Consider the following 16089-nt stretch of genomic DNA (forward strand, 5'->3'; position numbering starts at 1 on the left):
ACATTTAAGTAAATGGCATCCATTTGAGTAAATTAGATGTACTTTACAAACCTCTCACCAAAGATTTTTACATGGAAGGAAAATAGTGTGAAACACATAATAAAAGATGTATTAATGAATTATTTTAAAGAAATTCATTCATTAGTACTGGAAGAAGAATTACATAAGGACAGTTGGCATACAGATCTACACTATAAAATCATGGTGAATGGAAATCGGTATTCTGCACGGTTTATGAATAGCAATCGAACAATCAATCCGGCCTTTGGGACGTTATCAAATGAACAATTGAAAGAGCAAGTACGGTTTACGTATTATTTACGAGAGCATGGAATACCATTTATGCAGATTAAGGAGAATAGGGCGGGAGATTCATTTACATTAGTCACTTGGAATGAGGAACAGTACCGGTTTGTATTGTCTACTTGGATTGAAGGGGAACATATTACTCATTGTACAGAAACTATCGCAGAAGCCTTTGGAAAGGAAGCAAGAAAGATACATGATATTTCTAGTACATTTCAAAGCTCGATTTTTCAAAAGAAATCTCATTTAGATGGATATGGTGAGTTTATAAAGTTGTTAGAAAATAAGGGTGGTACATGTAAGGGATTGCAGAGGTATATGGATCTAGCTAAGTATCATTTAGAATGCGCACATACGAATGGTTTGGAGTTTATTGTACAAACAGATTTAAATCCTTTAAATGTCATATGGGATTCAAATCAATGTGTAAAAGGAATTATAGATTTTGAATCGATTGGATATGTTGATCGTATTGAAGGACTAGCCTTTTTAATAAAATGGTACTCTCGAACGAAAGGAATAGAGTCACATGTAGTATGTTCGGAAGTTGCTAGAGCATTTTTAGAAGGGTATAAAGCTAGTAACATTTTAACTTCAAATAATTATAAAAGACTTTCTTCGTTACTATGGTTATCCGGCAGTTTAAATTGGAATTTTGTTAAAAAGACGATGCGTCTATTAGGTGACGAGAGAGAATTAGTAGAACATTTGAGAGTTTATAAAAAAAGAGGAGAAAATCTATCTGTATTAGTAAGTAGAGGAAGAGTCAATTCTGAACAGCCCCCCTGTCAAGTAGACAGGGGAATTAATAAAATACCCTAAGCGGCTTTAGTTCTATATTCCATGGGGATGAGGCCGTTTAGTCGTTTTTGGAATGTCATAATAATAAAACTGAATGTACTCGTATATCGCTTGATTTATTTCCTCAAACGTATCGTATTTATGTAAGTAATATTTCTCGCACTTAATAGTTCCCTAAAAGACTCCATTGGCCCATTATCAATGCATATGGACTATGCCTGTTTTATCTATCCGGAGTTTGATAACCAAGAGTTTTACGCATTAAGAACGTTGAGCTTATTGGTAGGAGTGCTAGTTTCCAACTGCAGCATAATATAGCTGGACATGAAACAGGTTTTCTCGCGCACGAAGTTTAGATTCCTATATTAATTTGTAAAATAAATTCACTTTATGTTATTATATTTTCCTTGGACTGAAAGTTTATAGAATGTATAGTGAATATTTGACAAGTTAAAATAGGGGATGTATCACGTTGAAATGGTTATCATGGGACCGGAATTTAAAAACTAGATTGATTGGCGAGACTATGTTCAATACATTGTTTTGGATGTATTTTCCGTTTATGGCCATATACTATAGCGATGCTTTTGGCAAAACTATTGGCGGAATTTTAATGGCAATTATACCTCTTGTAGGCATAATCGGTAATTTGTTAGGTGGATATTTAGCTGATCGATTAGGACGCCGCCCTGTCATGCTATTAGGCACAATCATACAAGTAGCAATGTTTGCAGTTTTTTCCTTATCTCATTCGCATTGGATTAACTATTTAGCCTATATCGGTATTGGAATTAGTGGGGCAATATACAGTCCAGCAAGTTCTGCAATGATAGCTGATATAGTACCAGAAAAGGATAGAAGGGTCGTCTTTGCCACTTTTGTTACAGCGAATAATATCGGTGCTGTATCTGGACCGGTGTTAGGTTCATTTTTCTTCTTTCATTATCGAAGTGAATTGTTATGGACTTGTACAATTATGGGAAAGAAAAGAAGGTTATATTAATCAAAAAAAATCGATTAATCAGTTGCATAAAGAACTAAACTGCGTATATACTATAAATATCAAAAAAAGTTGATGAAAGGAGAGTGAACTACAGTGGCACAAGATTTTCAGCTCTATGAGAAGAAATTTAAAGCGTTGGCTGATCAGAAACGTTTAGAGATTATGTATGAACTTTGCCAGCGCGGCCAGACTTGTGTGTGTGATCTAACAGAGGTTTTCGAAATGACGCAATCTAAGTTGTCGTATCATTTGAAAATCTTATTAGATGCAGGTTTAATTGTAAAAGAAACAAAGGGTACGTGGAGTTATTATGATTTAAATGATGCGGAAGTAAATAATTTATTATCAGAAGAATTATGTTGTATCTTTAGAAAAACAGGCAAAGGTAGCTGCTGTTAAAATTTTGTACTATTAATCAAAAAAAATTGATTAATAACATGTAAAGAGGAGGAATAAGCTATGAGATATGTTCACGTTGGTATAAATGTTACGAATTTAGAGAAGTCTATTGAATTTTACGAAAAGGTATTTGGTGTGTCACCAGTTAAGGTGAAAATGGATTATGCAAAATTTTTATTAGAGAATCCAGGGCTTAATTTTACGCTAAACGTACGAGATGAAGTGAAGGGAAATCAGGTAAATCATTTTGGTTTCCAAGTGGATACAGCTGAAGAAATTACATTTCATAAAGAAAGATTAGAAAAAGAAGGGTTCTTTGCACGTGATGAGATGGATACGACTTGTTGCTATGCGGTTCAAGATAAGTTTTGGGTAACGGATCCTGATGGAAACGAGTGGGAATTCTTTTATACAAAAGCACATAGCGATGTTCATAAAGTTGAAGATCCATCTTGTTGCACGACTTCTAACGTAGTAGAAAAAAATTCTTGTTGTTAATAGGAGATGGAAACTAAAATGAAACGTTTATCTTTTCTAGATCGATATTTAACACTATGGATTTTTCTAGCTATGGCTGTTGGGATTGGTTTAGGGTTTGTGTTTCCTAGTGTAGTAGACGGCCTGAATACATTACAAGTTGGAACGACGTCCATCCCGCTCGCTGTTGGTTTAATTGTCATGATGTATCCACCGTTGGCGAAAGTTCGCTACGAGGAAATGGGCCGAGTATTTAAAGATGTAAAAGTATTGGTTTTATCTTTAGTACAAAACTGGATTATTGGACCTGTACTTATGTTTGTTTTAGCAATTATTTTTCTTCCAGATAAGCCAGAATACATGGTCGGGCTCATTATGATCGGTTTAGCACGTTGTATTGCAATGGTAATTGTTTGGAACGACCTTGCTGATGGGGATAAAGAGTATGCGGCAGGTTTAGTAGCTTTTAACTCGGTATTCCAGATGTTATTCTTCTCCGTTTATGCATACGTGTTTGTAACAGTAATTCCAGGATGGTTAGGAATTGAAGGGGCTACTGTCGATATTACAATGGTAGAAGTAGCGAAATCAGTATTTATCTATTTGGGAATTCCTTTTATAGCAGGTATGTTGACACGTTTTGTACTCGTTAAGTTAAAAGGAAGACAGTGGTATGAAAAGGTGTTTATACCTAAGATTAGTCCACTTACATTACTTGCATTACTATTTACAATCATCGTTATGTTCTCTTTAAAAGGGGAAATGATTGTTAGCGTACCATTAGATGTAGTACGCATAGCGATACCTTTATTGATTTATTTTATTGTGATGTTTTTTGTTTCTTTCTTTATGGGAAGAAAAATTGGTGCAAACTACCCGGTGACTACAACGTTAGCATTTACAGCAGGTAGTAATAACTTTGAGTTAGCGATTGCTGTGGCTGTCGGTGTGTTTGGTATTCATTCAGGCGCAGCATTTGCAGCTGTTATCGGACCGTTAGTTGAAGTACCTGTAATGATTGCACTTGTAAACGTCGCTTTTTGGTTTAAGCGTAAATATTTTAATGATCAACCAGTATAATTTAAAACAAAGGCGGAAAACAACATGGAAAACAAAAAGACAATCTATTTCTTATGCACAGGAAATTCATGCCGAAGCCAAATGGCAGAAGCATGGGGCAAACAATATTTAGGAGATAAGTGGAATGTATATTCTGCAGGAATCGAAGCACACGGAGTAAATCCAAATGCTATTAAAGCGATGAAAGAAGTAAATATCGACATAACGAATCAAACATCAGATATGATTGATGCAAACATTTTAAATAGTGCTGATTTAGTTGTTACCCTTTGTAGTCATGCGGATTCTGTTTGTCCTTCGACACCTCCGCATGTGAATCGTGTTCACTGGGGATTTGATGATCCAGCAGGAAAAGAATGGTCTGAATTTCAACGTGTTCGCGATGAAATTGGGGAACGTATAAAACGATTTTCTGAAACAGGGGAGTAAATAAAGGAAAGAGCCAATTTTCTATTGTATAGGGGATTGGCTCTTTTTCTATACATAGTCACTACTGCATTGGTTTACAACAACTATCTCAACGAATGCAGAATATTATGTAAGAATGATATAGTTAGAATGGTAGTCTGTCTCTATTAAATTTATATATAGAAAAAAACACTATTGGTAATTAACAATGAATAAAATTTTGGTTTTTAGAGTAATCGAGATAGTAATCATAAAAAATAGCGTGTAATAAAAATTTTTTCACATGAAAGGAAAAAAGGGTGAAACACATAATAAAAGACGTATTAATAAATTATTTTAAAGAAATTCATTCACTAGCAGTGGAAGAAGAGCTACATAAAAATAGCTGGAATACAGATTTACACTATAAAATTATGGTGAATGGAAAGCGATATTCCGCACGGTTTATCAATAGCAAGCGAACAATCAATCCAGCTTTTGGGGCGTTATCAAACGAACAACTGATAGAGCAAGTACGTTTTACGTATTATTTACGCGAGCATGGAGTCCTTTTTATGCAAATTAATAAAAATAGGTCAGGGGAGTCATTTACATTAGTCGCTTGGAATGATGAACAATACCGATTTATATTGTCTAATTGGATTGAAGGAGAACATATTACACTCTGTACGGAAGCTATCGCAGAAGCATTTGGAAAGGAAGCAAGAAAGGTTCATGATATTTCTAGTGCATTTCAAAGCGCGATTTTTCAGAAGAAATCTCATTTGGATGGGTATGTTGAGTTTATTAATATGCTAGAAAGCAAGACAAGCGCATGTAAGGAATTGCGGGAGTATATAGATCTTGCTAAATATCATATAGACTGCGCATATACGAGTGAATTAGAGTTTATTGTACAAACAGACTTAAATCCTTTGAATGTTTTATGGGGCTCAAGTCAACAGGTAAAAGGAATTGTAGATTTTGAATCTATTAGTTATGTTGACCGTATTGAAGGGTTAGCCTTTTTAATAAAATGGTACTCTCGAACGAAAGGAATACAGTCGCATAAAGTATGTCCGGAAGTTGCTAGAGCATTTTTAGAAGGGTATAAAGCTAATAACATTTTAACTTCAAATGATTATAAAAGACTTTCTTCGTTGCTATGGTTATCCGGTAGTTTAAATTGGAACTTCGTTAAAAAGACGATGAGTCTATTTGGTGACGGGAGAGAATTAGAGGAACATTTGAAAGTTTATAGAGTAAGGGGAGAAAGGTTGTCTTCATTGTTTTAATTTGTAGATAACATTTCTTCTCTTTTGGGATTTATAAAACAAAGCATATGAGGTGTTCTAAAAATGAAAATACAAATTGTATTGTTTGACGGATTCGGAGAGCTTGTCTCCTTTGCACCTTTTGAGGTATTGAAAAGAGCGATAGAAGAAGGGGCTCCGTTTACGGTTGAATTAGTTTCTAGTGAACCAAAGCAAGAGGTTACTACTTCGTTTGGAGTTACGGTTAAACTACATGATTTTTTACGAATGGATAATCGTCCAGATTTGTTAATTGTACCTGGTGGTGGCTGGAATCATAAAGCAGAACATGGGGCAAGAAAGCAAGCAGAGCGTGGTACTTTGACTAAAATGATTAGAGAGATGCACAATGAAGGAACGATTGTTGCGGGAGTTTGTACTGGAGGTATGTTACTAGCTGCATCCGGTATATTGAATGGTAAAAAGGCCACAATGCATCATTTGGCGCAGAGTGAAATTAGTGAATATGGAGCAGAACTTCTTCCTTACAGAATTGTGGATCAAGGGAATGTTATTACCGCAAGAGGAGTTACTTCAGGAGTTGACTTAGGTCTCTGGATTACGGAAAGGTTCGCAAGTCCCAAAATTGCAGCTGCTGTTGAATATAGAATGGAATACGAGCGGCGAGGTGTTGTTTGGAAGTGATTTGACCTTAATCATAGTTTTTTGCTGTAAAGCGTATTGGATATTCTCAAAGAGAAAGAGCCAACTCATACGAGTAGGCTCTTTCGTTTATATACTATAGTGCTAATTTTTCACAGTAATATCCTTTCCAAAAGAGCATAGAATGGATCATATATTTTGTTTCACAGTGATAATGATTTTTATTGTATATTCATAAATTAGTAAAAAGTAGTTTACAAATTTGTATTAGGCTTATATAATTTGACTCATGTAAAAAAGTTTCCCCAGGGAAAATTAGGTATGAATGTAAATTCATATTATATTTTTTTGTCCGAAAGTTGCCTTTGTGCAAAATAATTACATTAACGAAAAAAAGAAGGGGGAATACACAAAAAATGAGTGAGGCTATAATCGTCAAAGATTTGTTTGTATCCTATCAAGGGAATCAAGTAGTTCAAAACGTTTCTTTTGAAATTGAAAAAGGAAAACTCGTTGGAATTATCGGTCCAAACGGTGCGGGGAAATCTACTTTAATGAAAGCTGTTTTAGATTTAATCCCAAGTGATAAGGGATATGTTCGGATTCTTGGAGAGGATATTCGAAGCGCTAGAAAACATGTTGCATATGTACCGCAAAGAAGTGATATAGATTGGGATTTCCCGATCACAGTAATAGATGTCGTACTAATTGGAACGTATCCATCTTTAGGGATGATGAAAAGGCCGAAGAAAGAGCATCGGGATTGGGCGTTTGAATGTTTAAAAAAGGTCGGAATGGAAGAGTTTAAAAATCGTCAAATTGGTGAGCTTTCAGGTGGACAACAACAACGTGTCTTTTTAGCGAGAGCGTTAGCGCAAAAGGCGGAAATCTTCTTCTTAGATGAACCGTTTGTTGGAATTGATGTAACAAGTGAAGAGACAATTATCAAAATTCTTAGAGAGCTACGTATAGAAGGGAAAACGATTGTTGTTGTACATCACGATTTAAGTAAAGCAGAGTCCTATTTTGATAAATTACTATTACTGAATAAAAGCTTAATTCATTACGGGGAAGTACGACAAGTATTAGAACCAACTGTTATGTCAAAAGCATATGTGAATCAAGGAATATTGTTTAATAATGCAGCGGAGGTACATTCATCATGAAGATTGTAGAATTTATAGATGCATTAACGCAGTACAGTTTTCTGCAGAAGGCGCTTTTAACTTCCGTTATGGTAGGAGTGATTTGTGGGGTAATAGGATGTTTTATTATTTTACGAGGTATGGCATTAATGGGTGATGCGATCTCACATGCCGTTCTTCCTGGAGTAGCACTTTCTTATATGATCGGTATGAACTATTTCATAGGGGCGGTTTTAACTGGTGTTATTACTGCAGTTGGAATTGGATTTGTAAGTCAAAATAGTAGAATTAAACATGATATGGCGATAGGGATTATGTTCACATCTGTTTTTGCCGTAGGGATTATTTTAATTACCTTTATGAAGAGTAGTTCTGATTTGTATCATATTTTATTCGGAAATGTCCTATCAGTTCGTTCTTCTGATATGTGGATGACACTTATTATCGGAGTGGTTATTATCGGGCTTGTGATGTTGTTTTACAAAGAATTACTCGTATCCACTTTTGATCCAACGATGGCGCAAAGTTACGGATTACCAAACAAATGGATTCATTATGGCTTAATGATTCTACTTACAATGGTTACAGTAGCATCACTTCAAACTGTAGGAATTATTTTAGTTGTCGCTATGCTTATTACACCAGCGGCTACAGCGTATTTATTAACAAATCGTTTATGGGTCATGATTTATTTAGCTGCAGGTATTGGTGCACTTTCATCTGTAGTAGGGCTATATTTTAGTTTCTCTTATAATCTTGCTTCAGGTGCAACAATTGTTCTTGTCGCAACATTCTTGTTCGCATTGGCATTCTTTTTTTCACCGTCACAAGGTTTGTTTTGGAGAGCTATCAAAATTAGAAAAAATAGAGCAGAGTTGTCATAATTGATTGGAGGATAAAGATGAAATTCAAAAATGTTTTATTATCGATACTTTGTATTTTCGTATTTGCATTAACAGCGTGTTCGAGTAACACCAATGGAAAAGAAGAGGGCAATGGAAAATTAAAAATTGTAACTACATACTCCATTATATATGATATGGTGAAGCAAATTGGTGGAGATAAAGTTGAGATTCATAGTCTTGTTCCGATTGGAGCTAACCCGCATGAATATGATCCATTACCAAAAGATGTTATGAAAATGACAGATGCAGATATGGTGTTTTACAATGGATTAAACCTAGAAGAGGGCGGAGCATGGTTTAAAAAACTATTGAAAACTGCAAACAAATCAGAAAAAGATGCACCGGTTTATAAAGTAAGTGAAGGTGTAGAGGCTATTTATTTAGAAACTAAGGGATTAGAAAAAGAACCAGATCCACATGCATGGATGAATATTAAAAATGGTATTTTATATGCTGAAAATGTGAAAAAGGCATTAATTAAAGAAGACCCTAAAAATAAAGAGTTCTATACTAAAAATGCCGACAAGTATGTAGCAGAACTTCAAAAGTTACACGATGAGACAGTGAATAGAATTCATCAAATTCCTGAGGAAAAACGTTTCTTAATCTCTAGTGAAGGTGCTTTTAAATACTTTGGAAAAGCGTATGACATTAAGACGGGATACATTTGGGAAATTAACTCAGAGAACCAAGGTACGCCAGATCAAATTAGAGATGTTGTAAGTGTAATTCAAACAAACAAAGTTCCAGCTTTATTTGTAGAAACAAGTGTAGATCGACGTAGCATGGAAACTGTTTCAAAAGAAACAAACGTGCCGATTGCAGGGACAATTTTTACAGACTCACTAGGTAAAACGGATGAGGATGGAGATACGTATTTGAAAATGATGAAATGGAATATAGATACAATTATTAATGGGTTACAAAAGTAAAACCTATCTGTTTATCAAGGTAGCGTAACTATTGAAGATTTTTAAAATAAGAGAAAAAAGGCCAACTCTTAGGAGTTGGCCCTTTCGTTTATGTATTATGTTTTAATTTTCTATGTTTAATAATTAGGATATATCAAATGTAAATCGGATGTAATTGTACAAATTATTTTTCACTAAATTATTTGTTTTCATGGTTTAGGAAGTACAAAATTAAGTTTTATAGAAATAGCGAAACTTTTAAAAGATCACTATCATATTGTATCGTTTGATCTACCTGGACATGGGAAAACACCGAGTTTTGGGAAGGATGAAGATTACGATGCATCTCATTTAACAAATTGGGTAGTAGCATTACTTGAGCAGATAGGAAAAGAAATATTTCATATAGTAGCGCATTCATGGGGAGCAAGCGTTGCGCTTCACTATGCAGCAGAATGTCCAGAAAAAGTGAATAAAATGGTTTTGTTAGATGGTGGTTATCATCATGGTAAAATGAATGCAAATTATTTTGCGGAGCTATATAAAGGTACGAAAGAAGGAGAGTGCCCACCGCGGTTATTAGAAGAAGAAATTACTCATTATGAAAAAGATTTTGATGAATATACTTTTGACAATAAAGAAGCATTCATCCAATCAGAAAAAATGGTTTATAGCAGGTGGTCACCATTAATAGAACGTGCGGTTTATGACTTAATGCGAAAAGAAGATAATAAAGTGAAATGGCATGCTACTGGCGATACCGCTAGAAGTGTAATTAAGTTTCAATATAAGGTGTATAAGACATTGAAATCGCATAAAATTAAAAACGATATTTTACTATTGTATTGTGATCTTCCAGATAATTATTTAGAAATAAGAGAATTGCAGATTAAGGAATTTAAGAAGCGTATTGATATTACGACTAAGCTTTACACAGATACAGGGCATTTGATGCATTGGGATAGACCAGAAGAGATTGCTGCGGATGTTTTACATTGGTTTATATAAAGAAGGTCCGTTGTTCGAATTTGAGCAACGGATTTTCTTGATACGTTACCTGAAAAAGAAACCAGTATCTCTAAATTAGAGGAAAGTAAAAAATAAAGAAAAGAGGTTGCCTAAAAGTAACTATTCAGCGACTTTTGGGACAACCTCTTCTTTTCGTTGTAGATTTTCAAGAAAATTTAGAATAAAATAAAAATATATTCACCTACCTATTATTCACTAATGAAAAGAGGCTAGCGAAATGCAACTGAAGTATGGGAAGCACATTAATATATTATCTATTGTTCTAACTTTGTTCTCTTTTTCTGTAATTGTAAGTTTCTCTACCTGGTTGAGTGGATATTCAATTCCCAACCTTTCTACAATGCTTAAGGTAACAATGTTGAGTGCATTTATTCTTGGAATTATAGGGTTTAGACAAGAGAAAAGCGCACTAGCGATTATAATTATGGGAATATGTGCCTTTGCTCTAGTCGTTCTATATACTTATGCGGTTATAAGTTTTCTTGAGCATTAAGCACCATAAAAAAGAAACGAACATATATGTTCGTTTCTTTTTTTGGGATGATTATTATAAAATAGCCTCTTCTAATGATTGAGTGCTGAATCCAAGAATTAATTTTTGAATGTTATTTTCATGATCTTTTACAATGATATATGGAACGCCCTGTACGTTAAAGGATTCAAACTCTTCTTTTTCTTCTGGGGTATTAGGGGTACCCCAGAGTAGAAAAAAATATATTTTGATGCAAATTTATGGTGTAAGCAAGAGCATGAAAGTTCTATCGCCAATTCTTTTTTTGATATAATAGATGTGAAGCAGGAAATAGATAGAAAGATACTGCTAGTAATTTATACTTAAATGTAGGGTAACTAACTGTTACGATTTATTTAACCAATTATAACGAAAGTTAATTAAATATATCAGTAAGCCCTGCTAGTCCAGTGATTGGCTAGTAGTGAGGGTTAACTGCGGGCAATCCCTAAAGCTGATTGAACTACAACGTGGCTAGAAATAGCGAGCGTGAATGTTGCGAAAGCAGAAAAAATCAATCAGATCGTGCAAGGTTAAATCCTAAACACTAGAACAATGGGTCTTCCGCCTCGAATCATCTAAGTCAAAATGGATAAGATGAACGTTCAACGACTATCTCGTATAACTGACGAGAGTACATCACAAGCCTATGGTGGTGGAAAAATCCTCTATCTCTAAAGAGATAAACATATAGTCTGCGCTCATGTGAAAATATGAGAAGTTCATAAGAGAACTGGCTAAGGAATTGCGCCCTTAGTTGAACGAGATAAATTTGATTGAATTGTATAGATTTAGTTAAGTTTATCGTATCGGAGATTGAACAGAGCTATGGGGACAGAAAAAGAAATTAGTTCCGCTAAATTAATATGGAAGATGACGCGCCCGCATACGTTAACGGCGACGTTTTCTCCTGTAATTTTAGGGACAGTGGCATCACTTTATGTTGCCGAAATTCATTGGCTTTTATTTATTGCGATGATGGTTTCATGTTTAGCATTGCAAATAGCAACGAATTTATTTAATGAGTATTATGATTTCAAACGTGGATTAGATACCGCTGATTCTGTTGGAATTGGTGGTGGAATTGTCCGTCATGGATTGAAGCCAAAAAATGTATTAACAGTTGCGCTTTTATTGTATGTAGTAGCAGCATTTATTGGAATTTATATTTGTATGAATAGCAGCTGGTGGTTAGTCGTCATTGGTTTAATTGGGATGGCGGTTGGCTACTTATATACAGGTGGTCCATTACCAATTGCGTACACTCCATTTGGAGAATTAGTTTCTGGACTGTTAATGGGGACATGTTTTGTACTTATTGCTTTCTTTATTCAAACGAATACGATAACGATTGAAAGTGTATTGATTTCCATTCCAATTGGAATTTTAGTAGGTGCAATTAACATGTCGAATAACATCCGAGATATCGAAGAAGATATTAAAGGTGGAAGAAAGACATTAGTAATCCTCCTTGGGAGAGAAAAAGCCATAGTAACACTAGCTGTAGCCTTTTTCATTGCTTATTTATGGATCGCGGCGATTGTATTAATGGGTTATATAAGCCCTTGGGCATTAGTTATGTTCCTAGGTTTGAAAAAGCCAATCTCTGCAATTCAAAGTTTCCAAAAAGGAGCAAAGGATCCCGGGTATATGCGCATCGCAATGAAATCAACAGCGATGACAAATACGATTTTTGGCTTCTTATTATCAGCAGGATTATTAATTAGTTATCTGTTTTAAATAAAAACTATTGTTAAATAACTAAACCCCAATTTCTCGATTTTAATATAGAGAAATTGGGGTTTTTATTTTTGTATTTCTTTAATAATGATTAAACTCTTTTATAAATCTATATTATTTAATAGATTAGTTGAGATAAAGATCAGGATAGTTAGAGGAATGATTTTTATATTTGTCTAAGTTATAGAGATTTTCAATAAAAAAATAGTAAAACACAATATTTATTTATTGAAAAACGATAAATGTTATGTTAATCTTTAAAAAAAGATAGACAAGGATGAAGAAGAATGAAAAAAATATTTTTAGTTGGACTTTCTACCATAACTTTAATTATTATTGGTTTTGTCTCTTACATTACATTAACAACGAAAGATCCATTAAGTGACAAAGAATTTCCAAAAACTCAAGAAAAAGCAAAGGCAACTGCTATTGAATATTTTCAAAAAGAAAAACAGTTAGATGTTGTTATAACTAAAGTTGGAGTAGTGGGAGAAATAGGATATAAAGTTTGGATCGAAGGGCATGAGCTGAATAATGAACAACAAAAAATTGATGCAATTATAGATGTTGCAAAAGAAGATAAATATAAAGTAATAAGTTCTAATATCAATTAAATATCAAGTATTACGTATAATTGATATTACCTTATAATTCTACCTTTAATATGAAAAAGCGCTATCCTGTTTGTAGAAATATACAGCAAGGATGGCGTTTTTGTATGGATCTTTTGATTCAAGATGGGTTTCATTATTCGCTGGAGAATTACAGCTATCTCTGCATTTTATCTTTATATCAGCATGCTATTATCTTGATATAACTATGTTGCATGTAGTAGTGACAGAAATAGTGAAAGATTTCTAATTGGTTAAAATATATAATGAACTATTTCTTCATAAAAATAAAATTAATCGTGGGGAAGATGAAATATGCAAAGAACAATTTTAATTGTAGAAGATGAAGATATTTTACGTGAAATAATGAAGGATTACCTACTAAACGAAGGATATAACGTCTTAGAGGCGATTGATGGGAAAGAAGCATTATCTATATTTGAAGAACATGAGGTACATTTAATTATTTTAGACATTATGTTACCGGAATTAGATGGTTGGGCGGTCTGCCGGCGAATTCGTAAGAAATCTAATGTACCTATTATTATGCTAACGGCTCGGGTGGATGAAGATGATACCTTACTCGGATTTGAAATGGGAGCGGATGACTATGTTACAAAACCATATAGTCCTCCTATTTTATTGGCAAGGGCAAAACGATTAATTGAAAGCCGATATTCTTCCACTATTAATGTATCTACTGCAGACACATTAACTAGTAGTGGTATCCATGTACATTTCCCTTCTCGTACAGTAACTGTAGATGGGGAAGACATAAGTATGACACATACAGAATTTGAAATATTAACGTATTTCATGCAAAATCAAGGGATTGTAATTTCGAGAGAACAACTAATTACTAAAATTTGGGGTTATGAATTCGCTGGGGATGATCGTACTGTTAATAGTCATATCCGTAATTTGCGTCATAAATTAGGGGGAAAAGCGACTTGTATTGTAACCGTTGTTAGAACTGGTTATAAATTTGAGGGACAGGTATGAAAAAAGGAATTGTATTAAAGTTATTTATATTAACAACGGCATTATGCACACTTATTTTAGTGACTATTTTTATTGGACAAACCATATTTTTTAAGCAATATTATTCGAATCGAAAAGTTAATGATATTAAAACGAATATTCAATCCTTTGAAAAGGCATATATAAAAGCTGGAGATGACGTGAAAAGGATTCAAGAGTTGGAACAAAATTTCTATCAAGATAATGCGACATGGATTACAACGTTAGATAGTGTAGGGAATATAAAATATGCAAGTGATTTTTCTTTAGAAATTCAGTTAGATCCTAACGGAAATAACACCTTTTCTGAACGTTTAATTCAGATACCGTTGTATAGTTTTGTTAATTTAGAAGATATACAAAGGATAAAAGATAGTTTAGAACAGGGGAATCATATTATTATCGATGGAGTGCAGGAAGGTGATGCAGTAGTCCCTGCGATGTTAACAATAAAAGAGAAGAATGTTGGGCTAGAGAACAAGCAATTGTCAGAGAAGTTATATGGCCCAAAAATCGCATCTTCAAAAGGGAATTCACAGTTATATTTAGCAGGAAGTATTAAGAACGTGCAGTTACCGGAGGGTACTCTAGGAACTAACTCTATTTATGGAAATCGTGTGTTAATAGATAGAATAAAACAATTTCAGGTTGATTTAATATTAAATCAAAAACGAAATAATATTACTTCTACAGAAATAGTGGACTATGAAGAAAATGATATTAAATATAAACTATTAATCAAACCAACAATAGATGCAGATGGTAAGGTGAATTATATATTTGCTATGACATCATTGCAACCAGTTGATGAAGCTGTGCAAATGATAAAGGATTATTATGTATATTTAATTCTATTTGTATTGATTTTAATCGTTTTGATATCGTTCTATTATTCAAATAAAATCGCCAAACCACTATTACAAATAAATGATACTACAAAAAAAATCGCTGGTTTAGATTTCTCAGAGACGATACCTATTACTACAAAGGATGAAATAGGCGATTTATCAAAAAATATTAATACACTTTCTAAAGCTTTGCATTCGTATATTAATCAATTGCAGCAAGATATAGAGAAAGAAAAGCAATTAGAAAATACACGTAAAGAATTTATTGCGGGTGTTTCACATGAGTTAAAAACGCCTTTAAGTATTATGAAGAGCTGTATTTCAATTTTGGAGGATGGTGTTGCTAGTAATAAAAAGGAGTATTACTTTAAAGCAATGTCAAAAGAAGTAGATAAAATGGATATGCTCATTATTGATATGCTGGAGTTAGCAAAATTCGAGTCTGGTACGTATAAGATGGAAATGGATGTTTTCCATATTGATGAGATGATTGATTATATATGTGAGCAATTAGCTTCGGATATAACAGCTAAGCAATTACATGTGCATAAACAACTTTCTAAAATTGAGGTAGTTGCAAATCCACATCGAATAGAACAGGTGGTTACTAACTTTATTACGAATGCGATTCGTTACACACCAGAACATGAGGATATTATTATTTCTACAATAGAAGAAAATGAACGTATAAAAGTATGTGTAGAAAATAAAGGGGCTCATATCGCGCCAGAACATGTAGAGAAAATATGGGATCGTTTCTATCGAGGAGATACGTCTCGTCAACGCTCTAAAGGTGGAACAGGATTGGGCCTTGCCATTTCAAAGAATATATTAGAGCTGCATGGCGCGGAATATGGTGTTTCGAATACAGAAGATGGAGTATTATTTTTCTTCTATTTAAATAAAAACGTGTAGAATTGTCGTTCTACACGTTTTTATCATTTTTAAACAAAATCGACATTATCTGCATTTTATCTTTATCAGCATTCATTACTATTTT

Annotated in this window: 16 protein-coding genes and 2 pseudogenes; all 18 read left to right on the top strand. The window is 33.8% G+C overall.

Annotation, left to right across the window (positions count from 1 at the left end; translation table 11 throughout):
• Positions 1-87 precede the first annotated feature (87 nt).
• Positions 88-1128 carry a phosphotransferase enzyme family protein gene (locus MR155_RS21550; RefSeq protein WP_242311051.1) on the top strand — a complete coding sequence of 347 codons (1041 nt, stop codon included), beginning with the start codon at positions 88-90 and terminating at the stop codon, positions 1126-1128.
• Between the two features lie 210 nt (positions 1129-1338).
• Positions 1339-1457, top strand: a pseudogene (locus tag MR155_RS32275) (amidohydrolase); the annotation flags it as partial.
• 122 nt (positions 1458-1579) lie between these two features.
• Positions 1580-2086 (top strand): annotated as a pseudogene (locus MR155_RS21555) (MFS transporter); the annotation flags it as partial.
• 117 nt (positions 2087-2203) lie between these two features.
• Positions 2204-2509: an arsenical resistance operon transcriptional regulator ArsR gene (arsR, locus tag MR155_RS21560; protein WP_000046018.1), complete on the top strand. Its 306-nt coding sequence runs from the start codon at positions 2204-2206 to the stop codon at positions 2507-2509.
• A gap of 60 nt (positions 2510-2569) precedes the next feature.
• Positions 2570-3007, top strand: a complete 438-nt coding sequence (locus tag MR155_RS21565; RefSeq protein ID WP_219303033.1) for an ArsI/CadI family heavy metal resistance metalloenzyme — start codon at positions 2570-2572, stop codon at positions 3005-3007.
• 18 nt (positions 3008-3025) lie between these two features.
• On the top strand, positions 3026-4066 hold the full coding sequence (gene arsB, locus MR155_RS21570; protein WP_002084645.1) for an ACR3 family arsenite efflux transporter: 1041 nt from the start codon (positions 3026-3028) through the stop codon (positions 4064-4066).
• Between the two features lie 24 nt (positions 4067-4090).
• Positions 4091-4495, top strand: coding sequence for an arsenate reductase (thioredoxin) (gene arsC / locus MR155_RS21575; protein WP_088265418.1), 405 nt, complete (start codon positions 4091-4093; stop codon positions 4493-4495).
• 278 nt (positions 4496-4773) lie between these two features.
• Positions 4774-5748 (top strand): phosphotransferase enzyme family protein, encoded by a 975-nt coding sequence (locus MR155_RS21580; protein ID WP_219303031.1) that lies wholly within the window; start codon positions 4774-4776, stop codon positions 5746-5748.
• Between the two features lie 63 nt (positions 5749-5811).
• Positions 5812-6411, top strand: a complete 600-nt coding sequence (locus MR155_RS21585) for a DJ-1/PfpI family protein (RefSeq protein ID WP_219303029.1) — start codon at positions 5812-5814, stop codon at positions 6409-6411.
• Between the two features lie 374 nt (positions 6412-6785).
• Positions 6786-7535: a metal ABC transporter ATP-binding protein gene (locus MR155_RS21590; protein ID WP_002084653.1), complete on the top strand. Its 750-nt coding sequence runs from the start codon at positions 6786-6788 to the stop codon at positions 7533-7535.
• A complete protein-coding gene (locus MR155_RS21595) occupies positions 7532-8398 on the top strand; it encodes a metal ABC transporter permease (protein WP_000706185.1) in 867 nt (288 codons plus the stop codon). Before MR155_RS21590 ends, MR155_RS21595 begins: the two co-directional genes overlap by 4 nt.
• 17 nt (positions 8399-8415) lie before the next feature.
• The gene (gene mntA, locus MR155_RS21600) at positions 8416-9351 is read left to right on the top strand and encodes a manganese ABC transporter substrate-binding protein/adhesin MntA (RefSeq protein WP_242311052.1); all 936 of its coding nucleotides are present in this window, start codon (positions 8416-8418) and stop codon (positions 9349-9351) included.
• A 177-nt stretch (positions 9352-9528) separates the two neighbouring features.
• Positions 9529-10338, top strand: a complete 810-nt coding sequence (locus MR155_RS21605) for an alpha/beta fold hydrolase (protein WP_242311060.1) — start codon at positions 9529-9531, stop codon at positions 10336-10338.
• 238 nt (positions 10339-10576) lie between these two features.
• Positions 10577-10852, top strand: a complete 276-nt coding sequence (locus tag MR155_RS21610) for a hypothetical protein (protein ID WP_001176332.1) — start codon at positions 10577-10579, stop codon at positions 10850-10852.
• An 846-nt stretch (positions 10853-11698) separates the two neighbouring features.
• Positions 11699-12610: a 1,4-dihydroxy-2-naphthoate polyprenyltransferase gene (menA, locus tag MR155_RS21615; RefSeq protein WP_242311053.1), complete on the top strand. Its 912-nt coding sequence runs from the start codon at positions 11699-11701 to the stop codon at positions 12608-12610.
• Between the two features lie 287 nt (positions 12611-12897).
• A complete protein-coding gene (locus MR155_RS21620; RefSeq protein ID WP_002013624.1) occupies positions 12898-13224 on the top strand; it encodes a hypothetical protein in 327 nt (108 codons plus the stop codon).
• A 312-nt stretch (positions 13225-13536) separates the two neighbouring features.
• Entirely contained in the window at positions 13537-14223 is a 687-nt protein-coding gene (locus MR155_RS21625; RefSeq protein ID WP_012261222.1) for a response regulator transcription factor, read from the top strand.
• A complete protein-coding gene (locus MR155_RS21630) occupies positions 14220-16004 on the top strand; it encodes a sensor histidine kinase (RefSeq protein WP_242311054.1) in 1785 nt (594 codons plus the stop codon). The genes MR155_RS21625 and MR155_RS21630 overlap by 4 nt, the downstream gene beginning before the upstream one ends.
• Positions 16005-16089 lie beyond the last annotated feature (85 nt).

Source organism: Bacillus cereus group sp. BfR-BA-01331 (genome assembly GCF_022663915.1).
GTDB classification, from domain to species: domain Bacteria; phylum Bacillota; class Bacilli; order Bacillales; family Bacillaceae_G; genus Bacillus_A; species Bacillus_A mycoides.